Genomic DNA, 23,193 nt, shown 5'->3' with positions numbered 1-23,193 from the left:
TGTGGTGAGCGAGGTGAATATGGATGAAGTCAAAAGCAGGCAAATCAACGTGCAACCATCAGGCTGGCAATGTATGGCCGGACCTGATGACAGCTTGCTGGAGGCTGCCTTATTGTCCGGGGTGCGTTTGCCTAACTCATGTCGAAACGGAACCTGTCGAACCTGCATGTGCAAGTTGCTGCAAGGTTCCGTTTCGTATCGTATAGAGTGGCCGGGTTTGAGTGCTGACGAAAAATCAGAAGGATGGATACTTCCATGCGTTGCCCTCGCCGAAAGTGATGTCACTCTTGATGTTCCTGATGCAGTTAAGGTTTTTTAGTGGAGACGAAATCGATTTTGGCATTGCTGCAAAGTTTGATGCTCGCATCTCCCTGTTGCCAGCAAGGTGTCGCGGCTTCCGGCACTGGCATCGGAACGCCATCCTGATTGATTTTTGCCAGCCGCGTATCCCACGCCTTGACCCCGGATTTATTGAGTTCCAGCCTGGTTATCCAGCCGCGGGTCTGTGGCTCATTGTCTAATTCGTCGATGACGAAATTACCAAGGCTGTAAATGATTGGTTTGTCTTTGTATTGTTCTGTTTCTTGAATAACGTGTGGATGCCCGCCGATGACAGCGTCAGCACCTGCATCGATCATCAGATGGGCCAGTTGCTGTTGGCGCGCAGTTGAATGCTTGTCATTTTCCCAGCCCCAGTGCATAAATGGAATAACCAGATCAGCGCCGGATTCTGTGCGCGCTTTTCTTATATCTGCAACCACTTGCTCATCTTCGCTCCAGGCGACACCAGCTTCGCTGGCGGTGGCTTCAAAGCTACGCGGCATGAATTCGTTGTATCCCAGAAGTGCGATTTTCAGGCCATTTTTTTCTATCAGTAAAGGTGCGTGTGCTTCGTGCAGCTGACGTCCGCCGCCGAAGTATTTCACTTGATATTGATTCAGATGGCTGAGCATCTCTGTGAATGCTTCGCGCCCAAAATCGCCGGAATGGTTATTGGCAATCGAGACCGCATCAAAATGCCGACGTAAGGTGGCGAGCGTTTTTGGTGCTGCACGGAAGGTGAAATTCTTATCTGCTGCATGACCAGATGTAGCGACGACGCACTCAAGGTTCGCAACCCTGATGTCAGTTGTTTTGAATATGTCGGAAAATGGAGCCAGTGGATCCTTCCCCTCGGCGATCATTTTTCCCGGCATGCCATCAAGAACGATATCGCCCGCAAACAGTATGCTGACACTACGACTTTTATCGTCCGCATGCGCTTGTTGCAGCAGGAGGGGCAGCGTAATAGATGCCGCGAGGATTTTTTTTACAGTTGAGAGGTGGAATATCATGGTTGTTTATCTTCCAGCGTGCATTGATATTGCAATTCGCGTTCGACATCACCTGCATAAATAGAATTCTTCGGCGTGAATGGCGTTTCTTGTTTGCTTAACTGAAATGGTGGGTAGTAAGTTGCCTGATGAATCGGAACGTCGGCAGACCTTGTTTGGAAAAACGCATATAGCTTGATGTAATTGATAGTGCTGGCGCTACCGTTCATCACTGCTTTAAATTTAAAACGGCCGTTGATATCGACTGACTCAACAGCGTAGGGATCGTTGGTTACTCCTGTTTCGATAAGTTGCGTGCTACCTGCGTAGCCCACCACGCAGCGCAACCACGGCATTGCATGAGCATTGATGGGGGCTGTGCATAAGCAAATTAAAAAAAACGATGCTGAAAACAAGCGTTGATAATATTGATAATGGCCGTTGCTTTGGATTGTTATAGGTTTCTTCTGTCTCATGTTAACGGCATTTTTGATTGAAAAATGGAAAAGCATTATTGCAGCGATTGGTGAGATTGCAAAGAGGCCGGTCGTTTCCGTTTTTCACTGTCAACGTTCGGGGAGGGCTGCGTGTATACGCTTCAGATTTTGAAGCGGAATAAATGGATATCGCGGCTATTTTGATTGTTGACTCTTTCAGTACTCAATCGCTATTTTTCTGTGCCGTGACGATGTTTGAGTTTTCTGCTGCTGCGGTGCCCGAAAAGTCTGTGACGTATGCCTCATAGTGGTGAAAAAAGACCAAAAATGAGGATAATTCTCGTTAATCACATTTTTATTTTACTTTCTCTTAAAAATTGTGCGTATAATCAGATAGTCGTTGAGATTCAAAGTGGTAGTGCAGTATCAGTCTGTCATTTCTTACTTGGTTGAAACGATTTACCGGGCACATGCCCACATTAACTGAAATAGGAAATAGTAATGGCAACAGGTATTGTTAAATGGTTCAATGATTCTAAAGGTTTTGGTTTCATTACTCCAGACGAAGGTGGTGAAGATTTGTTTGCTCACTTCTCTGCAATCGTATCCTCCGGCTTCAAATCTTTGAAAGAAAACCAACGCGTTTCTTTCGAAGTAACGACAGGCCCTAAAGGCAAACAAGCTTCTAACATTCAACCTCTGTAATTCAGACGTTAAATGGCTTTATAAGCCTTGTTGTAAAAGTCCCCGATTCGTCGGGGATTTTTTTTGTCTTTTTAAAAAAAGTCAGTCGCTAAACTGCGATAAGGACTTTATACTTCGATTACCGACAAAAGAAAATGTTGTCTTCAATCAATACATTTCCTCTCAATTTTTGTATTCTTCTTTGAACCTATTCGGGCATAAAAAAGGAAATTAAATAATGTTCAATTTAACGATTCGATTGCGGCTCATTGGTACTATGGGAGTGATGGCAATTATGCTGACCATAGGCGGATTGATGGGTATCTATGGTGTGCATAATAGTAATACCGTAATCAAGGAGTTATTTACGAATCAGCTCCCTTCGGTTCAGGCATTGAGCGAGGCAAGAGATCATTTGTTGAGATCGCGGGTTGTCGTGGATCGGGCAATCGCTCATCCTGACAGTACTACGCTTGCCGCTACAGTAGCGCGTGCCGAAGAGTTTTTAAAGAAATCAGATGAAGCGTGGAGCAAATATCAGAGTTTGCCGCAAGACGCCGAAGAGAAAAAAATTGCCGATACGGCAGCGTCGACTCGCGAGCAATTTCTCAAAAATGCTTATCTGCCTTTGCTGGCGGCATTGAAAGCAGGTAATACTGAAGAGGCTGATAAACTGAACGTCGCAAACGTACCAAAATTGTTTACCGCGTATTCGGATGATGTTGGCAAGCTGGCTGTGTACCAGTTCAATTCATCCTCGTCACTGCTGGCGCAAAGTGAAAAAGAATTTACGATATTTGTCTGGGTCGATGTGCTGGGTGTAATGGCAGGTCTGGTTGGTGTATTCATTTCGGCGTATCTGTTGTTGCGTGCGATTTCTCATCCTTTACGTTTTACGCTCAAGCAGTTTGATGCTATTGGTAATGGCGATTTGTCACATCAGATCAAACCTGATTCAAAAGATGAAATGGGGCAGTTGTTAGCTGGCCTGGAAAATATGCGTCAAAGCCTGATTCAGACGGTGACTGTAGTGCGTCAGGGTAGTAGCTCGATTGCGTTGTCTGCGGATGAAATCGCGACTGGCAATATGGATTTATCTTCCCGTACTGAGCAACAGGCCGCGAGCCTTGAGGAAACAGCCTCGTCGATGGAAGAGCTGACATCTACGGTGCAGCAGAATGCGGACAATGCGCGTCAGGCGAATACCTTGGCAGTCGCTGCCTCGCAGGTGGCTACCCGTGGCGGACAAGTTGTGGGTGATGTTGTTCATACGATGTCGTCGATTAAAGATAGCTCGAAAAAAATCGTCGATATTATTGGTGTGATTGATGGCATTGCCTTCCAGACCAATATTCTGGCGCTGAATGCTGCGGTGGAAGCGGCTCGCGCCGGCGAACAAGGACGAGGTTTTGCTGTGGTAGCAACCGAGGTGCGTAATCTGGCACAACGTTCTGCTGGCGCTGCAAAAGAAATTAAAACACTGATTGCAGATTCGGTTGATAAGGTTGAAGCGGGTACACGTCTGGTGGATGATGCCGGTAAGACGATGGATGAAATCGTATCCTCTATCCAGAGTGTTGCCGATATCATGGCTGAAATTACTGCAGCCAGCGCAGAGCAACGCGATGGTATTCAACAGGTTAATCAGGCAATTACAAAAATGGACGAGGCGACTCAGCAAAATGCGGCGCTGGTTGAAGAGGCCGCTGCCGCTGCGGGTAGTATGCGTGATCAGGCAAATAATCTGAATCAGGCCGTTGGTATTTTTAAACTGCAGGAAAATGCGGCGGGTACGCTACACAGATCTGCTGCTCCGGTGGCAGCCCGTCCAGTTGTGAAACCCGCACCAGCACCTGCTCCGGTCGCAAAAGTTGCCAAAGTCGCTGCAATTCCGGCAGCTTCTCATTCGCAGAAAGTCAGTAAGCAAGCGAAAGAAGATGATTGGGAAGAGTTTTAATCAGCATTGAACGATGATAAAACGGGCGCTTGAAGCGCCCGTTTTTTTACTCATTTTTTCTTAGAATTTTTTTAGAATTTCTTCCAGTAGTCGGGCTTGTTGTATGCCTGCCTTAAAAAATCGACGAATGCTCTGATCCGTAAAGGCAGATGGCGGCGTTGTGCAAATATCGCATAAATGTCATTTCCCGGCGCGGTGTACTCATCGAGTACGGTGATCAACTGGCCAGATTCAATCTCGGCACCGACCTCCCACATGGAACGCCACGCCAGCCCTTTGCCGGAAACCGCCCAGTCATGCAAGACTTCACCGTCATTGCAAACCATGTTACCGTCAACTTTTACCGTCATATTTTTACCATTCTGCCTGAAGGTCCAGCCGCGCTGGCTGCCATCGGCGCTGAATGCGAGGCAGTTGTGACTGCTTAATTCATCAATGCTGCGAGGCACACCATGGCGTTTAAGGTAATCCGGCGATGCGACGACGACACGCTTGTTGTCGGCGAGTTTAACGCCGATCAGATTCGAGTCGGTGAGTGACGCAATGCGGATCGCAACATCCACGCCTTCACCGATCAGATCGACCACGCGATCATTCAGGCTCAGCGTCAGTTTTAAATCCTGATGCTCACTCAGAAAAGAGGGAATCAAAGGCGCCACATGCTGGCGACCAAAGCCAGCGGGCGCAGAGACGGTCAGCAGCCCGCTGGCGTGCGCATTGCGTTCGGATACCGATGACTCTGCTGCTTCGAGATCTGTGAGTATGCGCTGGCAATCTTCCAGAAACGAGGCGCCTTCGTTGGTTAACGCGATTTTTCTGGTTGTGCGTTGGAGTAACTTTACGCCCAGGCGTTCTTCCAGTGCATCCAGTCTTCTGCTGATCATGGCCGGCGCAACACCTTCGGCACGTGCAGCAGCAGAGAGGCTGCCACGGCTGGCAACTTCTGCAAAAGTTGAAATTTGTTTGAATTGATCCATAGTTGCTCGCCGGGTGAAGATTGGGAGGTGGTCAGCATACAAGAATTATTGTGCATCTATTTTTAACTTAAAGTAAAAGATAAAGTGATAAAACTGTATATTTATGTTGGTTTTTATTGAATATACTGTACTCATCAGAAATGCATAGTGCATTTATTGTCGGTTTGAGGAGTGACATGTCTATCAGTGCGATTGCCTTTGATGCCTACGGTACCTTGTTTGATGTGTACTCCATCAGCCAGTTAGGTGACAAGCTGTTCCCCGGTAAGGGCGATGCTTTGGCATTATTGTGGCGCAGCAAACAGATCGAATACACGCAATTACGCACGATGTGCAGTATGTATAAGCCGTTCTGGGAAGTGACGCAGGATGCCTTGATTTTCACGTGCAAGAAATTACAGTTAGATCTGACGCTGGACGCGCAAAATGCGCTGATGGGGCAGTATGCACGGCTGGATGCGTTTCCCGAAAATCTTGAGGTATTGCAGCAATTGCGTGCCAGCGGAATGAAGCTATCTATTTTGTCGAACGGCACCACGCACATGTTGCAAGCCGCTGTTGATGCGGTCGGTATGCAAGGTATCTTCAGCCATTTATTGTCTGTTGATTCAGTGAAAAAGTACAAAACTGCGCCGGAGGCATATCAACTGGGCCCGGACGTTTTCGGATTGCCTGCAAAGAATATTTTATTTGTCTCGGGGAATGCCTGGGATGTGTGCTGTGCAACGTGGTTTGGTTATACAACATTCTGGGTGAATCGCCATGATGCACCGCTGGAAGAATTAGGCGTGACGCCGCATGGAACAGGGCGCTCGCTCAGGGATGTAGCCGGTTTTATTGAACAAATGCAGTAATTATTTTTGTTTTATTTTCTAGGAGAGCAGCATGACACAACTGAACTTACCTGCAGGTATGCAGATTACTGGTGAAATCAAACCAGGTTTTGAACAGATTCTGACGCCAGAAGCACTGGCGCTGGTTGCCAAACTGAGCCGTGCATTTGAGCCACGTCGCCAGGAGTTGCTTGCCGCCCGCGTTGAGCGTGCAAAGCGTCTGGATGCCGGTGAGACACCAGACTTTTTGCCAGAAACCAAGCATATCCGTGAAGGCGACTGGAAGATTGCACCGATTCCTAAAGCACTCGAATGCCGCCGCGTAGAAATCACGGGTCCGGTTGAACGAAAAATGGTCATCAATGCGTTTAACTCTGGCGCAGATAGTTACATGACTGACTTTGAAGATTCCAATACACCAAACTGGGATAATCAGATCACTGGTCAGATCAACATGCGCGACGCCGTTCGCCGCACCATCAGCCTCGAACAAAACGGTAAGTCCTACAAGCTGAATGACAAGATTGCGACGCTGGTTGTCCGTCCACGCGGCTGGCATCTGGATGAAAAGCATGTGCTGGTGGATGGCAAACGCATCTCCGGCGGCATCTTTGATTTTGCGTTGTTCCTGTTCCATAACGCCAAAGAGCAATTGGCTCGTGGCGCAGGTCCGTATTTCTACCTGCCGAAAATGGAATCGCATCTGGAAGCGCGTTTGTGGAACGATATTTTTGTGATGGCACAAGATGAAATCGGCATTCCACAAGGCACGATCAAAGCGACTGTCTTGATCGAAACCATTGTTGCTGCATTTGAGATGGATGAAATTCTGTATGAACTGCGCGAACACAGCTCTGGCCTGAATGCTGGTCGTTGGGATTACATTTTCTCTTGCATCAAAAAATTCAAAAACGATAAAGATTTCTGTCTCGCAGATCGCGCTAAAGTCACGATGACTGCGCCATTTATGCGCTCTTACGCCTTGTTACTGCTGAAAACCTGTCACAAGCGTAATGCGCCAGCGATCGGCGGTATGGCCGCGCTGATCCCGATCAAAAACGATCCAGAGAAAAATGAAATCGCGATGGGCGGCGTGCGTAACGATAAAGCGCGCGATGCGACTGACGGTTACGATGGCGGCTGGGTTGCTCATCCTGGTTTGGTGGATCTGGCGATGGCTGAGTTCAAAAAAGTATTGGGCGATGCTCCGAATCAGATTTCCAAGCAGCGTCCTGATATCGAAGTGACTGCAAAAGATTTGCTGAACTTCCAGCCTGAAACACCGATTACAGAAGCAGGTCTGCGTTACAACATCAACGTCGGTATTCATTATCTCGGCGCATGGTTGGCAGGCAATGGTTGTGTACCGATTCATAATCTGATGGAAGATGCGGCAACGGCAGAGATCAGCCGTTCGCAAGTCTGGCAATGGATACGTTCAGCCAAGGGTAACCTGGAAGATGGCCGTAAAGTCACTGCCGACATGGTGCGCGCGATGATTCCTGAAGAATTGGCGAAGGTCAAAGAAGTGGCTGGCAACGGCGCGACGTACGACCGTGCAGCGCAGATATTCGAAGAAATGTCGACTTCTGCCGATTTTGCAGAATTCCTGACACTGCCTTTGTACGAAGAAATTTAATCGGCTTGTCATAGTCGATATTCAGTTGAGTAAGTCGCTGAATATGTGGCAAATGATGTGGCAGATTATTTGATGAATCGATACTTGACGGTGGCATATCGCTGCGAATCGTATCAACGGCCCGGAAATTTTCCGGGCCGTTTTTTTATGTCATTTTTTGTCGGTGCACAGAAGTTGCTCTCTGGCTGCATGCTATCCTTGCGTTCTTTTAGATGAACCCAATTTCCTATGTCACAAGCAAACTCTCTTTCTCACGATGACATCATCGCGCAAACAACCGAATGGCTGGAAAAAGCAGTGATTGGGTTGAATTTATGTCCGTTTGCAAAGGCGGTGCACGTTAAAAAGCAAATTCGTTATGTCGTCAGCGATGTCACGACACCAGAAGCTTTGCTTGAAGATTTGCGACGTGAGCTGGAAGTGCTGGCAGAAGCGAATCCGGAAAAAATCGACACCATTTTGTTAATCCATCCGTATGTGCTGAACGATTTTCTCGATTTCAATGATTTTCTGGATGTGGCCGATGGCTTGCTGGAAGAGCTGGAGCTGGACGGTATCCTGCAAATTGCGAATTTCCATCCGGATTACCAGTTTGCCGACACCAGTATCGACGACATCGAAAATTACACGAATCGTGCACCATTTCAAACTTTGCATTTATTGCGTGAAGAAAGCATAGATCGCGCCGTCGAATCATTTCCGGAAGCTGAGACGATCTATGAAAAAAACATCGAAACGATGCAAAAACTTGGCATAGAAGGCTGGCATCAGCTGTTTTCAGGGAACAAAGATTAATACACGAAGCAGAACAGGGCAGTGCGCCACCGCACCATCTGCCGCGCTGCCGCAGATGGTGCGGTGAGAGCATTCTTTTCTACTATCGATTGCTTATATTGATATGCGAAAAAGTAATGTAACTGCCTTTTCGCCTGATCGGTCTCACCGAACTGTTAACGGTATTTTTTTGTCTAAATATACTCCGGGGGAGTATATTTAGACGCCCATATTTCATGCTGAGATTAGAGGTAAATTGCAGCATACTCCCCTGAAAATGCCAATTTCAGGATATTTCTAAAGGGCTGTTCTGCATTATCAGTAAAACGCGGGTACATGGTCATTATTCGGTTTTCTGGTAAATTTTTTTCTTCAAACAATAGAAAATTTGTCGGAAATATCGTGATTGCCGCGTATTCTTCAGCATTCATGCCGCATCGCTCCTTGTTATTTTGCAGAGCAGCATGTACAGTAAGGGGTTGATTTACCTCATTTTTTACTCCTTCAGTCTTATATATCTATGGCTTTAATCGTCCACAAATACGGCGGGACTTCGATGGGTTCAACTGAACGCATCAAGAACGTCGCCAAGCGCGTCGCCAAATGGCATGATGCCGGTCACCAGATAGTCGTGGTGCCCTCAGCAATGTCCGGCGAAACCAATCGCATCATCGGTCTCGCTAAAGAAATTATGGCGCAACCTGATCCACGAGAACTCGACATGATTGCTTCGACCGGCGAACAAGTGTCGGTCGGCTTGCTTTCCATGGCGTTGCAGGCTATCGGCAAACAAGCCGTGTCTTACGCTGGCTGGCAAGTCCCGATCAAGACCGATTCCGCTTACACTAAAGCGCGTATCGAATCGATCGACGATGCTAAAGTCAAAGCCGATCTGGATGCCGGCAAAATTGTCGTCATCACCGGTTTTCAGGGTGTGGATGAGAAGGGCAATATAACAACGCTGGGACGTGGTGGTTCTGATACATCCGCCGTCGCGATTGCCGCTGCATTGAAGGCGCAGGAATGTCTGATTTATACCGACGTTGATGGCGTGTATACGACGGATCCACGTGTGGTTTCCGATGCGCGCCGCCTGAATACGGTGACATTTGAAGAAATGCTGGAAATGGCTTCGCTAGGTTCTAAAGTTCTGCAGATCCGCTCTGTTGAATTTGCCGGCAACTACCGCATGCCTACCCGCGTTTTGTCATCGCTGACTGACCCGTTAATGCCGCTGGAAGAAGAAGCGAATTCCGGCACTCTGATTTCGTTTGAGGAAGATACAAATATGGAACAAGCCACCATCACTGGCATCGCGTTCAGTCGTGATGAAGCAAAAATCACCGTGTTAGGCGTGCCTGATAAACCAGGCATCGCTTATCAGATTCTGGGACCGGTCGCGGATGCGAATATCGAAGTGGATATGATTATCCAGAATCAGTCCGTTGAAGGTAAAACCGATTTCACGTTTACCGTGCCACGCGGCGAATACACGAAAGCGATGGCGGTGCTCGAAGGTAGCGTGAAGGCGCATATCGGTGCGGCAAGCATCGTTGGCGATACGAAAGTTTCTAAAGTGTCTGTTGTCGGCGTCGGCATGCGCAGCCATGTTGGCATTGCTTCGCAAATGTTCCGTACCTTGTCTGAAGAGGGCATCAATATCCTGATGATCTCGACGTCTGAAATCAAAATTTCAGTCCTGATTGATGAGAAATATATGGAGCTGGCAGTGCGTTCACTGCATAAAGCTTTTGGTCTGGAAAGCGCTTGACAGGTTCGACGCTAAACTGCCTCGGTGGTGTTATGGCTTCTGGTAGTACTTATTTGTACTGACTTCATCGCCACGACTTGCCGGGACAACTTTGCGTCAATTCTGAATTATTAAGTTTGCAAAAAAGCTGTTTTTGTTTCTCTGAGTAGTTGACCAAAAGCAGTTGAGCAGCTATGATCTTGGTCTCGATTGCAGCCAAGTTGTAAGACTTGGTTGTGAAAGTGTGGAGACGTGGCCGAGTGGCCGAAGGCACTTCCCTGCTAAGGAAGCATCTGGGGTAACCTGGGTCGTGAGTTCGAATCTCACCGTCTCCGCCAGTAACACTGAAAAAGCCCTTGAGATTCAAGGGCTTTTTCTTTTTCTGACATGCATCAGCATTTGCTAATACATGTCGATTCTTTCCTGCACCTGAATTTACTTCTCCATTAATACAGGCCACTTAGCCCGCTGTTTTTATTTCTGTATCCGTCAGTTTGCCTCGATACAGCGCAGCAATCAGATCTGATTGCGTCAGCATGCCGATCAGACGTCGCTCATCATCCACGATGGGAATATGATGCAAGCCTTTGTCGGACAATAAAGGAACCAATTCCACGATATGCATATCGTGACGGGCAGTTTTGACTGGCTGCGTCATGATTTGTCCTACCACTTCGGGCTTGCTGGAATGCAGATCGCGGGTACGGCGTATCAATTGGCGCAATTTTTCTTCGAACGTTTCATAGACGTCCAGATTAGCATTTTTCATAAAGTCCACCAGCGTCACAATGCCAATCACACGGTGGGCGCGGTCAGTGACCGGTAAAGCCTTGATTCTGTGCTGGCGTAATAAAGTCCAGGCCTCTTCCAGTGTGGTGCCGAACTCTGCCGTAACGACATCTCTGGACATAACATCACTGCACATAATTTCGCCGAAGCGGCGGCGATAGGCATGCATCTCTGTTTGCAGGAACAATGACTCCAGATCATCGCGGCTGACATCCAATACCTGATTGTATTGTTGCAGCACTTCATCGAGATCATGCGAGGTGAAACCCAGACGATCAATCGGACGCGCATCTGCAGTGCCGTGGGTGCTACTGTGATCGGGCTGTGAGGCATGCGGATAACGCCGACCCGTTGCATTGTTATATGCCAGTGCAAACAACATTAGCAGTAAGGAATTGAGTAAGACGGGGAAGACGACGAATTGATACCCCAGTCCAAGAATGACCGGGCCGCCCAGCACTGCCGTTAGCGCGACCGCACCACCGGGTGGATGCAGGCAGCGGGAAAAAAACATGGCGCCTACCGCAAGGCTGGTGGCAATGGCCGCAGTCATCATGGAGACGCCCATAAAATGGGTGCACGTGACGCCTACCAGCGCAGAGATTACATTGCCGCCGACGATAGACCAGGGTTGCGCCAGCGGACTGGAAGGTACGCCAAACAGCAAAACAGCGGAAGCGCCAATGGGGGCGAGTAACATGGGAACACGGAAAACAGAACCCAGCATGAACTGTGTTGCCAGCCCTGTCAGTAGCAAGCCCGCTAACATTCCACCACAGGCGCGCAGGCGTTCGATGTGGCTGATATTCATGCCTGCAGGTAAAAAAGTCCTGAGCCAGACGAGACTCATTTCCGATAAAGACCATTTTCTACGCATACCAGGCATGAATGAACGATAAAGGTGAAAGTGTACAGGAGCTGCATTATTTTGGTGCGCGTGCTCGTCGGTTGGGAGGTGACGGTTATGTCCTGACATCAAATTTCTTTACATTTCAACGCACTTATCTTACGGGTCATACGTAAAAAGCCTACGATCAGCGAAGGTTTGTCGGCATCACTTTGTGCTCAATTTCACGCAGAGACGCTAACGATAACTGGCTGGACATCATGGCCTTCAGTTGTCAATTCCATTCAGGTTTTTAGTCCAATCAGACTATAGAATTCGTCTGATTCGAACCTTATCATCTTACTATTTACAGTTCGTCCTGTTGGTGAGTAGCGAAGTGCTTGGTTTCTATCGGAATCAAAAGAGATTCTCTCAGCGTTTGCAATTGCCACATCGGCGAGCCATACACAGACAGAGGGAATGCAGTTGATGAGCCGATCTTATATTCATATCGATAAAAAACTACTCGTAGCGGTATTTACCGTGATGACCATGAGTGGATGCGGAGGGGGAAGTAGCGCACCCGCGACGGATGCTTCATCGCTGGTGCCGTCAAGTCCGCAAGTGACAGCGAAAAACGCTGTTGCCTTCGCTACCGTGAACAGTGCGCCAGTAACTGCTTGTCCTAACGGCGGCGTGACAGTGCAGTCCGGTGTGGATGTTAATGGAAATGGAGTTCTGGATCAGAGCGAAGTCAGCAATACGCAGTTCGTTTGCAATGGCAGCAATGGCACAAACGGAAGCAACGGCACCAATGGTACTAATGGAAAAAATGGCCTGAACGGTGTGAATGCGCTGATAGCGACGGCAGTCGAGCCAAGCGGAAATAACTGTTCCAACGGCGGCTCAAAAATCAGCTCAGGTGCAGATGCGAATGGCAACGGTATTCTTGACGCAACTGAAGTGACTTCGGTTTCTTATATTTGCAATGGAACTGCTGGTAGTAATGGTACGAATGGGACCAACGGCACAAATGGTACAAATGGCACCAACGGAACCAATGGCCTCAATACGCTGGTAAAAATAGTGGCTGGTGTGGCTGCGAATATCTGTGCGAGTGATGGTAACCAGATTCAGTCGGGGCTGGACCTGAATAAGGATGGAGTTCTGCAGCAGACAGAGGTCACAACTACCGCATATGTCTGCAATGGTGTGACTGGGGCAACAGGCGCGACTGGCCCAACCGGGGCGACCGGTGCGACCGGATCGAATGGTTTTACAACGCTGGTGCTGACATCTGTGGAGGCTGCCGGTGCGAATTGCACTAATGGCGGCAGCAAGATTACATCTGGCCTGGACGTCAACCGGGACGGAATTCTCGTCGCTGGTGAGGTAACTACAACGACTTACGTATGTAATGGTGCCACTGGTGCAACCGGATTAACGGGCCCGACCGGACCAACAGGACCGACGGGTCCCACAGGCCCCACCGGACCAGCAGGACCATCCGGGCGTCTCAACTGGATTACCTCGACAGATGCAACGGTGCAGGCGGTAACGAATTCCGGATATATCGCCAGTAATGGCGGCGTCGGCGTGGCGATTATTTTGCCGACCACCCCTTCTATCGGTGATCAGGTGCAGGTGATAGGCATGGGCGCATGGGCGTTGATACCGAATGCTGATCAGAGTGTCATTCAAAACATGGCTGGAACCGGAGCAGTCAATGGCGGCGGATTATCTGGCGCGCTGGGAGATTCGGTGTTGCTGCAGTATGTTGGTAATAACACTTTCATGGTCACAGCCTTTGTCGGGCATGTTACTCAGATTAGCAGCAATGTTTTTGCGAGAAATGGACTGGTCTGGACGCCTCCGGATTATTCCAAAACGTATACCTGGGTACAAGGCAATACTTTCTGCGGTGGACTGACGACGGGTAATCTGACAGGCTGGCGTATGCCGAAAGTAGCCGAGCTGATCTCTATTGATGCCTTTGGCGTCAAGGGGACGCATGGATGGCCGTCGACGCCGATGAACATCTGGGCGACAGATCCGTCACCGGGTACCCCGGATACTTACGCGGTTGAAGCATACGGATATGCACTGAGTGGTTTTCAGTTTGGTACGAATGATCTGGTCATTACCTGCGTCCGTTCATAAGCCTGAAAAAAACGGCAGGGGCTATCAGTGCTGTGTGATGGTCACCTGTCTGTTCCGTTCCAGTAATGCGGAAAGTTCCGCATAGAGCAGGGCGGGTGACACCGGCTTGTGCATCAATGGCAGGCCGCTTGCCGCAGCTTCGCGCAGACGCACCGGCGCCGTATCGCCAGTCACCAGAATAGCTGGTATCTCAGTGTTGCAAGCACTGCGTATGGCCTGAATCACGTCCGTTCCCTTGCAATGATCACGCAGGCGATAATCGCTGATAATCAGGTCTGGCGGGTGACGGCGGGTGAGTATGAGACTCTCTTCTTTCGACTCAGCAAGATCGCAGTGACATCCCCATTCTGCCAATAACTGCGCCATTGCCTGACGCACGATTGCATCATCATCGACCACTAACACCCGCGCGTGCAATTGCTGCATTTTTTGCGGCACTGTACTTATGTCATCTGACAGCACTGCAACCTGCGTCAGCGGCAGGCTTAATTTGAATACGCTGCCACGTCCGGGGCGAGATGCTAGATGCAATTCAAGCCCCAGTAAATTCACCATTTTTCTGACGATTGCCAGACCCAGTCCCAGGCCTTTTTGTCGGTCACGCTCGCTATTTCCCAGTTGTTGAAATTCACTGAAAATATTTTCAAATTGCGAGGGGGCGATGCCAATGCCGCTGTCCCAGATTTCCAGACTCAACCTGAATTGTTGTTTTCTGCAGACCACCAGCACGCCGCCACGATGTGTGTAGCGAATCGCATTTGACACCAGGTTTCTGATGATTAATTCGATTAAAGCCGGGTCGGAATAAACGACAGCATGGGTTTCCGGACTACGATACAGCAGCCCCTTGGCGTTTGCCTGGGGTGCCAGTTCATTCTCGATTTTGCTGAGCAGTGTTTGCAAGCGGAATGCGCGCGGTTGCGGCTCGACGACACCCGCTTCAATCCGCGAGTAGTCGAGCAGGGTGTGCAGCATCTCGGTGGTGGCGTTGGTGGCAGAACTGATGCTGTTGACCAGCTCGCGTTGGTGGGGCGATAAGTTCGTCGTCTGCAATACTTCCAGAAACAAGCCCTGCGCATGGATGGGCTGCCTCAGATCATGACTGGCCGCCGCCAGAAAGCGCGATTTCTCTGCATTCGCGCGTTCCGCTGATGTCAGCGCTTTCGCCGCTTTTTCCGACGCCGCGCTCAATTGTTGTATCAGTTCCAGATTGTCGAAACGCAGTTGTATCGAGTTGCGCACCGTACGTGAAGAATTGTATGCCTGTCCCATCAGTGTTACGACATACAGCGCGACCGCGATGCCGATCGCCCAATAGGCCGGATCGTTAAGTGAAATGACGGCATAAACAATCGAACCGAGTTCGAATACGACAAATGCCGCAAACACTGGTAATACAGGTGATAAAATCGACATCGAGTTTGCAGCAATACCCGCCAGTACCGCTAATATAAGTACGCTACCGGCGCTGGTCGAGGCTGGCAGGCTCAGCCACGCTAAAGAGCCCCATGCCGCACCATCGATTGCATGCAACAGCATCAGCCGTATTTTCAGTGCCGCTGTCTGATTTAAGGTGATGCCTCGTTGAATGATCCGTTTTGCGTCATAGACGTCGAACAGTTTCGATGCGCTGACAGCGATCAGCCAGAAAGCAAGGCCAGACTCATTGGCAGGATTTTTCAGTGTCAGAAATAAAATCAGCGCAACCAGAATGCCTGGCAACATTGAGCTGCCAAGATTTTTCATCAATAGCAACTGCAGCTCACGCTGAATATTGTTTTCGACGACGCCGACCATGTTGACCACTTAGTTCACCAAGCCTCTGCGCCGCGCTGCGAACGCAGCTTCGGAACGATTTGATACCTGCAATGTCGTCAGCACCACTTGCACATGACAGCGCACGGTGTTTTCTGATAAATCCAGACGGCGGGCAATCATCTTGTTCGATAAACCCTGACAGACCAGATCCAGAACTTCGTACTGACGCGGGGTCAGCAAGGGCTTTGCAATGTTTGCTTTAGTTTTTTCCTGTGTCTGTGTTTGCGTTGGTATTTCTACCGTGCCTTCAGTGCTCAGCACCTGGCGAATCTCGGCAAGAATATTCTCGGCCGTTTCGCCTTTCGACATAAAACGATGTGCGCCGCGTTCACGCGCCAGTTGCGCAGTATCCGGAGCCTCATCTGCTGAAAGAACAAGGACAGGTGTCTGCGGCCATTTCCTCTTGAGTAAGGCGATCCCTTCGAGTCCGTTGAGCCCTTGCAGTTTGATATCGAGCAAAACCAAATGGATGTCTGCTGGTGCAACGCGCATCGTTTCTTCCAGCGAAGCAGCCTCTATCACAGAGACGTTTTGTAAGCCGTTGCAAATCAAGGTTCTCAGCCCGGTGCGAAACAAGCTGTGATCATCGATCAGTAGTATTTTTGAGGTTAACATGGGCGCTAATAAAATTGCTTTACAGCCAGATTTTGCCATGATTGAACGTGTGCAGGGGAAGAACCAGCCCTGAGATTTATTTACATATACTTCAGCACGGTATGCATCTGATGTCTTGCAGTTGCAGCCAGGTTGCATCTCGCGTATGTAAATGTGCCGGGCGATCAGATTCTGATTGAGTATCCCCAATAAAAATAAGCCTCATGGCAGGTTTTCAGCCTGCGAGGCGCGTGTTTATTCAGAGTGGGGTTTAAATTTCTTTTTGCGGATGGGCGGATTACTGCTCATGCTCCGCTCATACCTCAATCGTATTGCGGCATGCGCCGGGTTCGCGGAACCCGGCGATGTTGAAAGTTACGCAGCCTGGCGTAATTGTTTTGCCGCTGTCACCATGTTTCTGAGTGCGGGGATGACCTCTTCCCAACTGCGGGTTTTTAAGCCGCAATCCGGGTTCACCCATAAGCGCTCTGTAGGGATGCGTTCTGCCGCTTTGCGCATCAGCTGCACGATGTGTTCCTGCGCCGGAATGTTGGGGGAGTGAATATCATAGACGCCGGGGCCGATTTCATTCGGGTAACTGAAGTGGTCAAATGCGTCGAGTAATTCCATATCCGAACGCGAAGTTTCTATGGTGATGACATCGGCGTCCATCGCTGCAATTGACGCAATGATGTCGTTGAATTCGGAATAGCACATATGTGTGTGTATCTGCGTTTCATCGCTGACGCCATTGGCGGCAATGCGGAAGGATTCGACAGCCCAGCGTAAATAGCTGTCCCATTCAGTGCGTCGCAGTGGCAGGCCTTCGCGTAGTGCCGCTTCATCAATCTGAATAATGCGCACGCCGCTTTTTTCCAGATCCAGCACTTCCTGTCGTATCGCCAGCGCGAGCTGGTAACAAGAGACTGAGCGCGGTTGATCGTCGCGCACGAAAGACCAGTTGAGAATCGTGACGGGGCCAGTCAGCATTCCCTTCATCGGTTTGTCGGTCAGCGATTGCGCATATCGTATCCAGTTCACTGTCATTGGTTTCGGGCGCTGGATATCGCCGAATAAAATCGGTGGTTTGACGCAGCGCGAGCCATACGATTGTACCCAGCCGCATTCACTGAAAGCGTAGCCTTCCAGTTGTTCGCCAAAGTATTCGACCATGTCGTTGCGCTCGGCTTCGCCATGCACAAACACATCCAGCTCCAGCGCTTCTTGTTCCTGCACACAGCGGGCAATTTCTTTTTGCATGAATGTGTTGTAGCTGGCTTCATCGAGTTGCCCAAGACGATAACGACTACGTGCCTGACGAATCTCTGGCGTCTGCGGAAATGAGCCTATGGTGGTCGTTGGAAAGGCGGGCAGTTGTAAGCTGGCCGATTGTTTTTTTGCGCGCTGTTCGTAGCTGCTATGGCGTTGACCAAGGCTGGCATTGATGTCGGCAACGGCGGCTTTGACGGCGGGGTTGTGCACGAGCGGCGAGCTTTTACGGCTGTTGATTGCGGCGCTGTTGGCGACCAGCGCATCTTGTACCGACACGCGTCCTTTGTTCAGCGCTTGCGCAAGAATATTCAGCTCATCAAGTTTTTGCTGCGCGAATGCCAGCCAGTATTGAACATGACTGGCCAGTTTGTTTTCGCTGCGCAAATCGACCGGCACATGAAGCAGCGAGCACGATGGCGCTATCCATAAGCGTGACTGTAAGACACGGTGTATCGGTTCCAGCCATTCCAACGTTGCATGTAAATCGGTTTTCCAGATGTTGCGACCATTGATGACGCCCAGCGATAGCACCATGCTTTTCGGTAACAAGGTTTGCAGCCGTTCCAGCTCATGTCGTGCGTTGATCGCGTCAATATGAATGCCGTCGACAGGTAATGCACATGCGAGGCTGAGGTTGTCTTGCAGATCGCCAAAATAAGTCGTCAGCAATAGTTTCAGCTTGCGCGGTGCCAGTGCCTGATACGCGGTGGTGAATGCCTGTTGCCATGCCGGATCAAGCTCGGTCACTAAAATCGGCTCATCGATCTGCAGCCACTCTATGCCTTCGGCAGCCAGCGCATCGATGAGTTGCGCATAGACTGGCAAGAGCTTGGGCAGCAAAGCCAGTTTGTCAGATGCATCTTTTGTTTTTCCCAGCCACAGATAACTGACGGGCCCGATGATGACGGGTTTCGCCGTCACGCCGAGCGTAGCCGCTTGTCTGATTTGCGTCAGCAGACGTGCAGCATCGAGAGAAAAAGTCGTCGCCGCGTCAAATTCCGGCACGATGTAGTGATAATTCGTATCAAACCATTTCGTCATTTCGCCTGCATGCACGCAATGACACGCCGTATCCTGCGCTGAGCGTCCGCGGGCAACACGGAAATAGTTGTCCAGTGTATTGCCTTCATGATGACGCGCACGCGCTGGAATATTCCCCAGCAGAAAACTCATATCCAACATCTGATCGTAAAACGAAAAATCGCCGACCGGAACAAAATCCAGCTGCGACTGATGTTGCCAATGGCGTTGTCGTAACACGGCGCCGGTGTCTTCGAGCTGTGCCTGAGATAATTTTCCTTTCCAATAGTCTTCTAATGCGAACTTCAGTTCGCGTTTTGCACCGATGCGTGGAAAGCCGAGATTGTGTGTCGTAACCATATAACTCCTCATGTGTAGGAGTGCATGATAGATAATTTAATTCATGAATAATAATGGTATTATTTAATGAATTAATTATTAATATTCATGGATTAAATATGCTGGAACGTATTCATCTCACCTTAATACGCGAAGTCGATCGCCAGGGCTCATTGACTGCAGCAGCGGATGTGCTGTGCCTGACGCAATCGGCGCTGAGCCATACAGTCAAAAAAATGGAAATGTTTTTGGGAACGCCGGTCTGGTCGCGTGAGGGGCGGCAGTTACGTCTGACGCAGGCAGGGCGGTATTTGCTGGCTCTGGCAAATCGCCTGTTGCCGCAGTTTGAGTATGCCGAAGAAGTGATGCGGCAATATGCAGAAGGTGGTCGGGGCACATTGCGGGTCGGTATGGAATGTCACCCGTGTTACCAATGGCTGCTGAAGGTGGTGGCACCGTACCTGAGTCGCTGGCAGGATGTTGATGTTGACGTGAAACAGAAATTTCAATTCGGTGGCATAGGTGCTTTATTGAATGATGAAATCGATCTGTTGGTAACGCCTGATCCCTTGTATAAAACCGGGTTGTTGTTCACTCCGGTTTTTGATTATGAGCAAGTGCTGGTGGTGGGTGCCGAACACAAACTGGCGAGGAAAAAATATATTTCTCCCGAAGAGTTGCTGGAAGAAACGCTGATTACTTATCCGGTTGAAATTGAACGCTTAGATATTTACAAGCAGTTTTTATTGCCAGCGAATTGTGCCCCCAAACGCCATAAAACCATAGAAACCACCGACATCATGTTGCAGATGGTTGCCAGCGGCCGCGGTGTCGCTGCATTGCCGGGCTGGCTGGTGACGGAGTACGCCAGTAAAATGCCGATAGCGCAAGTCCGTTTAGGCAAGCACGGAATCGCGAAACAGATTTTTCTGGGGGTGCGGCAAGCGGATACAGAAATCGATTATCTGAAAGCGTTCGTCACCCTTGCAGCAGAGATTGCGCATTGATACTGATGATGTTGTTTCATCACTACACTTGACTACGTATTCACTTTGCTTTCAGTGTAAATTCATACGTAAAAGTGATAAAGATTGTTGATTCTTATGAGTTTTTTCTCATAGTTGACAATTGGAAACAGTAATTTATTTCAAGCTGGTTATGCTGCGCGTGAGTCGTTTTGTTAGCGTCAGCTTGTATTTTTCATTTTTCCGGATACCTGTATCTGATTAATTTTGACGAAGCACTTTAAGAGCATTGCTACTCAAATTTACTGATAAATCTGTCAGTAAGAAGTCATTTTATTTTCAACAAGTAAACGGAGACATTGATGAAATTGTCGAATCTGCCAATAGGCACAAGACTAGGCGCTGGCTTTACCCTTGTGCTGCTGATGCTGATTGGCGTGGCTTACCTTGGCATTCACGGTATGCAGCAATCCAACCAATCCTTGCATCATGTGGTGACTGTGAATATTAAAAAAATGGATGCCTTGGAAGATATGTCCAGATCCATCCATATCGTTTCGCGGGTGGTGCGTTCAATCGCCTTGCTGTCAGATGAGGCGCAGGCCAAGCTGGAACATAAAAAAATTGATGAAGCCAGGGCTCATTACGATGAAGCTTTTTCCAGATTGGAAAAAATGCCTCTTGATGAAACAGGAAAAAAATTTGTTGCCAGCATTAAAGAAGATCAGATTGCAGCAAGAGCACTGGTTAACAAGTTTGAGGACATGGTTCATACGAACAAAGAGGAAGCGGTGCAATTTCTTTTGAAGGAAGTCAATCCAGCTACGGCAAAATGGCAGGATGCCATTCGGGATTTTACAAAACTTCAGGAAGAAAAAAATGCGAGTGACGAAGAGGCTGCGGCGCACGCATATCAAGCAGCATTATTTTTGATGATTTCCATCACCTTACTTGCCGTTATCTGCGGTGGTCTGGTTGCCTGGTTTACTTCAAGATCTATCGTTGCTCCGATCAGTGTGGCTGTTGATCTGGCAAAAACGGTTGCTAAAGGCGATTTAACCTCAGAAATTCAGGTAAATTCAACTGACGAAACGGGGCAGTTGATGCAGGCGCTGAAAGAAATGAACGGGAATCTGATCGATATTGTGAGTAAGGTAAGGGTTGGCACTGAGACTATTCATACCGCCGCCACTGAAATCGCTTCAGGAAATCTGGATTTGTCGTCTCGCACCGAAGAGCAAGCCGGTGCACTGGAAGAAACCGCTTCGTCAATGGAAGAGTTGACATCGACCGTCAAGCACAATACGGATAACGCACGGCAGGCGAATCAATTGGCTATTTCTGCGTCAGAAGTCGCTGCCAAAGGTGGTGCCGTGGTCAATGAAGTGGTTCACACGATGGGGGCAATTAATGCTTCATCGAAAAAAATCGTGGATATTATCGGGGTCATTGACGGTATCGCTTTTCAAACCAATATTCTTGCGTTGAATGCCGCGGTGGAAGCGGCGCGTGCCGGCGAGCAGGGTCGTGGCTTTGCCGTCGTTGCCAGTGAAGTGCGTAATCTTGCGCAGAGATCGGCTGGTGCTGCCAAAGAAATTAAAACCTTGATAGGAGATTCGGTAGAGCAGGTGGAAATTGGTTCGCGCTTGGTGGATCAGGCTGGCTCCACCATGGACTCTGTCGTATCCAGCATCAAAAATGTTACCGACATCATGGGGGAAATGAGTCTGGCAAGCCAGGAGCAGACTTCCGGTATCGAGCAAATTAATCACGCGGTGACGCAAATGGACGAAGTCACGCAGCAAAATGCGGCGTTAGTTGAAGAGGCCGCCGCTGCAGCCGCATCGCTGGAAGAGCAAGCACAAGTCCTGACGCAAATCGTGAGTGTCTTTAAAATTCCCGGGGCGCATGCTGGATTTGTACCCGCGCCAAAAAGCCATGGCCGTGTCGCGCCTGCTTCTGCGCGAAACAGTCAGACGCAACGCAGTTCGGTAAAACGTCTTGCCGGTGATGTGAAGGTTGCTGATGGCGGGAAATCAGTCAAGGCCGCCGTTGGCGAAGAGTGGGACGAATTTTAATTCAAATATATTTTGAGTCGATTCTGGTATTGCCGTTGTCGTCGTTGTCGTTGTTACTGTTCCGCACTTTTGAAGTGCTCTTAGTTTTAGGGTTATTTTGGTTTTTTGCTCGAGTAAGATTTTTTTAAAAAAATGAAGGAGATGATGAAATGAATAAAACAGTTTATATGGCTGTATTGGGTTTGCTATCTGTATCATCTGGCCTGGCTCTGGCACATGATAAGACTCACGCTCCGCACTGGAGCTATGCAGGAAAAACTGCGCCTGCGCATTGGTCTGAGCTGGATGCTGACAATGCTGCTTGTAAAATGAGTAAAGAGCAGTCACCAATTAACATCGTTGAGCGTAATGCAAAAAAAGCTGCCTTGCTGCCGCTGGATTTTAAATATGTCAGCAACAGTGCAGAGGTAATCAATAACGGTCATACGGTGCAGATCAATGTACCGGCCGGTAATAGCCTGAAAACTGGCGATGATGAGGGGAGCCTGCTGCAATTCCACTTTCATACACCGAGTGAAGAAAAAATCAATGGCGTCAGCTATCCTATGGTTGCGCATTTTGTGCACAAATTGAACGACGGTAAATTATCTGTTGTCGCTGTCCTGTTTAAAAAAGGGAAGGAAAATACTGCGTTGGCACCAGTCTTTTCTGCTTTGCCTGCAGAAGGGAAAACAACTCAGTTAACTAACTTCAATCCGGCAAGTGTTTTGCCGACGACGCGCACTTACTACAAATTTACCGGTTCATTGACAACGCCTCCATGCAGTGACGGGGTACGCTGGCAAGTGCTGAAGCAGCCGGTTGAGTTGTCTGCGAATCAGATCGCGGCGTTTAAAAAGCTCTATAAAATGAATGCGCGCCCGGTACAGCCATTGAATGGACGTTTAGTTGAGGTCAGCGAGTAATCGCCTGCTTTTTAGTCCAAGCGTAAGACAGGGCATATTGGCTAGTTTTCTTATTCAGCCTAT

At 49.0% G+C, this 23,193-nt stretch carries 19 protein-coding genes and 1 tRNA gene; 12 read left to right on the top strand and 8 right to left on the bottom strand.

Going from position 1 to position 23,193, the window contains the following annotated elements; genetic code table 11:
• The first annotated feature begins 19 nt into the window (after positions 1-19).
• The gene (locus KDM87_RS08390) at positions 20-319 is read left to right on the top strand and encodes a 2Fe-2S iron-sulfur cluster-binding protein (RefSeq protein WP_212678610.1); all 300 of its coding nucleotides are present in this window, start codon (positions 20-22) and stop codon (positions 317-319) included.
• Here the strand turns inward: KDM87_RS08390 and KDM87_RS08385 are convergent.
• Together KDM87_RS08385 and KDM87_RS08380 are read right to left on the bottom strand one after the other, a co-directional pair.
• The gene (locus KDM87_RS08385) at positions 306-1,334 is read right to left on the bottom strand and encodes a CapA family protein (RefSeq protein ID WP_212678609.1); all 1,029 of its coding nucleotides are present in this window, start codon (positions 1,332-1,334) and stop codon (positions 306-308) included. The two genes, KDM87_RS08390 and KDM87_RS08385, sit on opposite strands and share 14 nt — an antisense overlap.
• On the bottom strand, positions 1,331-1,789 hold the full coding sequence (locus KDM87_RS08380; RefSeq protein ID WP_230407635.1) for a hypothetical protein: 459 nt from the start codon (positions 1,787-1,789) through the stop codon (positions 1,331-1,333). Before KDM87_RS08380 ends, KDM87_RS08385 begins: the two co-directional genes overlap by 4 nt.
• Positions 1,790-2,251: 462 nt before the next feature.
• Between KDM87_RS08380 and KDM87_RS08375 the strand changes: the two genes are divergently transcribed.
• Positions 2,252-2,455, top strand: a complete 204-nt coding sequence (locus tag KDM87_RS08375) for a cold-shock protein (RefSeq protein ID WP_162021796.1) — start codon at positions 2,252-2,254, stop codon at positions 2,453-2,455.
• A gap of 217 nt (positions 2,456-2,672) precedes the next feature.
• Positions 2,673-4,391: a methyl-accepting chemotaxis protein gene (locus tag KDM87_RS17880; RefSeq protein ID WP_212678608.1), complete on the top strand. Its 1,719-nt coding sequence runs from the start codon at positions 2,673-2,675 to the stop codon at positions 4,389-4,391.
• Positions 4,392-4,462: 71 nt separating this feature from the next.
• Here KDM87_RS17880 and KDM87_RS08365 read toward each other — a convergent pair whose 3' ends face one another.
• Positions 4,463-5,368, bottom strand: a complete 906-nt coding sequence (locus KDM87_RS08365; RefSeq protein ID WP_212678607.1) for a LysR family transcriptional regulator — start codon at positions 5,366-5,368, stop codon at positions 4,463-4,465.
• A gap of 176 nt (positions 5,369-5,544) precedes the next feature.
• On the opposite strand from KDM87_RS08365, the gene KDM87_RS08360 reads away from it, so the two are divergent.
• From KDM87_RS08360 to KDM87_RS08350, 3 genes are all read left to right on the top strand, one after another.
• Positions 5,545-6,222, top strand: coding sequence for a haloacid dehalogenase type II (locus tag KDM87_RS08360; protein ID WP_212678606.1), 678 nt, complete (start codon positions 5,545-5,547; stop codon positions 6,220-6,222).
• Between the two features lie 31 nt (positions 6,223-6,253).
• Positions 6,254-7,840, top strand: a complete 1,587-nt coding sequence (aceB, locus tag KDM87_RS08355; protein WP_212678605.1) for a malate synthase A — start codon at positions 6,254-6,256, stop codon at positions 7,838-7,840.
• A 228-nt stretch (positions 7,841-8,068) separates the two neighbouring features.
• Positions 8,069-8,635 carry a DUF1415 domain-containing protein gene (locus KDM87_RS08350; RefSeq protein WP_212678604.1) on the top strand — a complete coding sequence of 189 codons (567 nt, stop codon included), beginning with the start codon at positions 8,069-8,071 and terminating at the stop codon, positions 8,633-8,635.
• A 224-nt stretch (positions 8,636-8,859) separates the two neighbouring features.
• On the opposite strand, the gene KDM87_RS08345 is transcribed toward KDM87_RS08350, so the two are convergent.
• On the bottom strand, positions 8,860-9,045 hold the full coding sequence (locus KDM87_RS08345) for a hypothetical protein (RefSeq protein ID WP_212678603.1): 186 nt from the start codon (positions 9,043-9,045) through the stop codon (positions 8,860-8,862).
• 89 nt (positions 9,046-9,134) lie between these two features.
• On the opposite strand from KDM87_RS08345, the gene KDM87_RS08340 reads away from it, so the two are divergent.
• Both KDM87_RS08340 and KDM87_RS08335 read left to right on the top strand, forming a co-directional pair.
• Positions 9,135-10,385, top strand: coding sequence for an aspartate kinase (locus KDM87_RS08340; RefSeq protein WP_200181350.1), 1,251 nt, complete (start codon positions 9,135-9,137; stop codon positions 10,383-10,385).
• Between the two features lie 225 nt (positions 10,386-10,610).
• Positions 10,611-10,702, top strand: a tRNA-Ser gene (locus tag KDM87_RS08335).
• A gap of 122 nt (positions 10,703-10,824) precedes the next feature.
• Here KDM87_RS08335 and KDM87_RS08330 read toward each other — a convergent pair.
• Positions 10,825-12,030 (bottom strand): HPP family protein, encoded by a 1,206-nt coding sequence (locus tag KDM87_RS08330; RefSeq protein ID WP_212678602.1) that lies wholly within the window; start codon positions 12,028-12,030, stop codon positions 10,825-10,827.
• A gap of 438 nt (positions 12,031-12,468) precedes the next feature.
• Here KDM87_RS08330 and KDM87_RS08325 point away from each other — a divergent pair, with 438 nt between their 5' ends.
• On the top strand, positions 12,469-14,139 hold the full coding sequence (locus tag KDM87_RS08325) for a DUF7151 family protein (protein ID WP_212678601.1): 1,671 nt from the start codon (positions 12,469-12,471) through the stop codon (positions 14,137-14,139).
• A 24-nt stretch (positions 14,140-14,163) separates the two neighbouring features.
• Here the strand turns inward: KDM87_RS08325 and KDM87_RS08320 are convergent, their stop codons facing one another.
• From KDM87_RS08320 to metE, 3 genes are all read right to left on the bottom strand, one after another.
• On the bottom strand, positions 14,164-15,936 hold the full coding sequence (locus tag KDM87_RS08320; protein ID WP_212678717.1) for an ATP-binding response regulator: 1,773 nt from the start codon (positions 15,934-15,936) through the stop codon (positions 14,164-14,166).
• 9 nt (positions 15,937-15,945) lie between these two features.
• On the bottom strand, positions 15,946-16,572 hold the full coding sequence (locus KDM87_RS08315) for a response regulator (protein ID WP_212678600.1): 627 nt from the start codon (positions 16,570-16,572) through the stop codon (positions 15,946-15,948).
• A gap of 354 nt (positions 16,573-16,926) precedes the next feature.
• Positions 16,927-19,203: a 5-methyltetrahydropteroyltriglutamate--homocysteine S-methyltransferase gene (gene metE / locus KDM87_RS08310; RefSeq protein ID WP_212678599.1), complete on the bottom strand. Its 2,277-nt coding sequence runs from the start codon at positions 19,201-19,203 to the stop codon at positions 16,927-16,929.
• Positions 19,204-19,301: 98 nt separating this feature from the next.
• Here metE and KDM87_RS08305 point away from each other — a divergent pair, with 98 nt between their 5' ends.
• From KDM87_RS08305 to KDM87_RS08295, 3 genes are all read left to right on the top strand, one after another.
• The gene (locus KDM87_RS08305) at positions 19,302-20,189 is read left to right on the top strand and encodes a LysR family transcriptional regulator (RefSeq protein WP_212678716.1); all 888 of its coding nucleotides are present in this window, start codon (positions 19,302-19,304) and stop codon (positions 20,187-20,189) included.
• A gap of 320 nt (positions 20,190-20,509) precedes the next feature.
• Complete coding sequence (locus KDM87_RS08300) at positions 20,510-22,225, top strand: methyl-accepting chemotaxis protein (RefSeq protein ID WP_212678598.1); 1,716 nt, start codon at positions 20,510-20,512, stop codon at positions 22,223-22,225.
• 149 nt (positions 22,226-22,374) lie between these two features.
• Positions 22,375-23,130: a carbonic anhydrase gene (locus KDM87_RS08295; protein WP_230407634.1), complete on the top strand. Its 756-nt coding sequence runs from the start codon at positions 22,375-22,377 to the stop codon at positions 23,128-23,130.
• Positions 23,131-23,193: the final 63 nt, after the last annotated feature.

This window comes from Cognatundibacterium rivi (assembly GCF_018139565.1).
GTDB lineage: Bacteria > Pseudomonadota > Gammaproteobacteria > Burkholderiales > Burkholderiaceae_D > Undibacterium > Undibacterium rivi.
Note: the sequence above shows the minus strand (reverse complement) of the source record. Positions and strands in the feature narration are given on the sequence as shown.

Bases quoted from the DNA above. Each gene is read 5' to 3' on its own strand.
- KDM87_RS08305 (WP_212678716.1), top strand. From the start codon at position 19,302: ATGCTGGAACGTATTCATCTCACCTTAATACGCGAAGTCGATCGCCAG.
- KDM87_RS08325 (WP_212678601.1), top strand. From the start codon at position 12,469: ATGAGCCGATCTTATATTCATATCGATAAAAAACTACTCGTAGCGGTA.
- KDM87_RS08320 (WP_212678717.1), bottom strand. From the start codon at position 15,936: ATGGTCGGCGTCGTCGAAAACAATATTCAGCGTGAGCTGCAGTTGCTA.
- KDM87_RS08330 (WP_212678602.1), bottom strand. From the start codon at position 12,030: ATGCGTAGAAAATGGTCTTTATCGGAAATGAGTCTCGTCTGGCTCAGG.
- KDM87_RS08300 (WP_212678598.1), top strand. From the start codon at position 20,510: ATGAAATTGTCGAATCTGCCAATAGGCACAAGACTAGGCGCTGGCTTT.
- KDM87_RS08380 (WP_230407635.1), bottom strand. From the start codon at position 1,789: ATGAGACAGAAGAAACCTATAACAATCCAAAGCAACGGCCATTATCAA.
- KDM87_RS08350 (WP_212678604.1), top strand. From the start codon at position 8,069: ATGTCACAAGCAAACTCTCTTTCTCACGATGACATCATCGCGCAAACA.
- KDM87_RS08340 (WP_200181350.1), top strand. From the start codon at position 9,135: ATGGCTTTAATCGTCCACAAATACGGCGGGACTTCGATGGGTTCAACT.
- KDM87_RS08345 (WP_212678603.1), bottom strand. From the start codon at position 9,045: ATGAATGCTGAAGAATACGCGGCAATCACGATATTTCCGACAAATTTT.
- KDM87_RS08360 (WP_212678606.1), top strand. From the start codon at position 5,545: ATGTCTATCAGTGCGATTGCCTTTGATGCCTACGGTACCTTGTTTGAT.
- KDM87_RS08315 (WP_212678600.1), bottom strand. From the start codon at position 16,572: ATGTTAACCTCAAAAATACTACTGATCGATGATCACAGCTTGTTTCGC.
- KDM87_RS08390 (WP_212678610.1), top strand. From the start codon at position 20: ATGGATGAAGTCAAAAGCAGGCAAATCAACGTGCAACCATCAGGCTGG.
- KDM87_RS08365 (WP_212678607.1), bottom strand. From the start codon at position 5,368: ATGGATCAATTCAAACAAATTTCAACTTTTGCAGAAGTTGCCAGCCGT.
- metE (WP_212678599.1), bottom strand. From the start codon at position 19,203: ATGGTTACGACACACAATCTCGGCTTTCCACGCATCGGTGCAAAACGC.
- KDM87_RS08385 (WP_212678609.1), bottom strand. From the start codon at position 1,334: ATGATATTCCACCTCTCAACTGTAAAAAAAATCCTCGCGGCATCTATT.
- KDM87_RS08295 (WP_230407634.1), top strand. From the start codon at position 22,375: ATGAATAAAACAGTTTATATGGCTGTATTGGGTTTGCTATCTGTATCA.
- aceB (WP_212678605.1), top strand. From the start codon at position 6,254: ATGACACAACTGAACTTACCTGCAGGTATGCAGATTACTGGTGAAATC.
- KDM87_RS08375 (WP_162021796.1), top strand. From the start codon at position 2,252: ATGGCAACAGGTATTGTTAAATGGTTCAATGATTCTAAAGGTTTTGGT.
- KDM87_RS17880 (WP_212678608.1), top strand. From the start codon at position 2,673: ATGTTCAATTTAACGATTCGATTGCGGCTCATTGGTACTATGGGAGTG.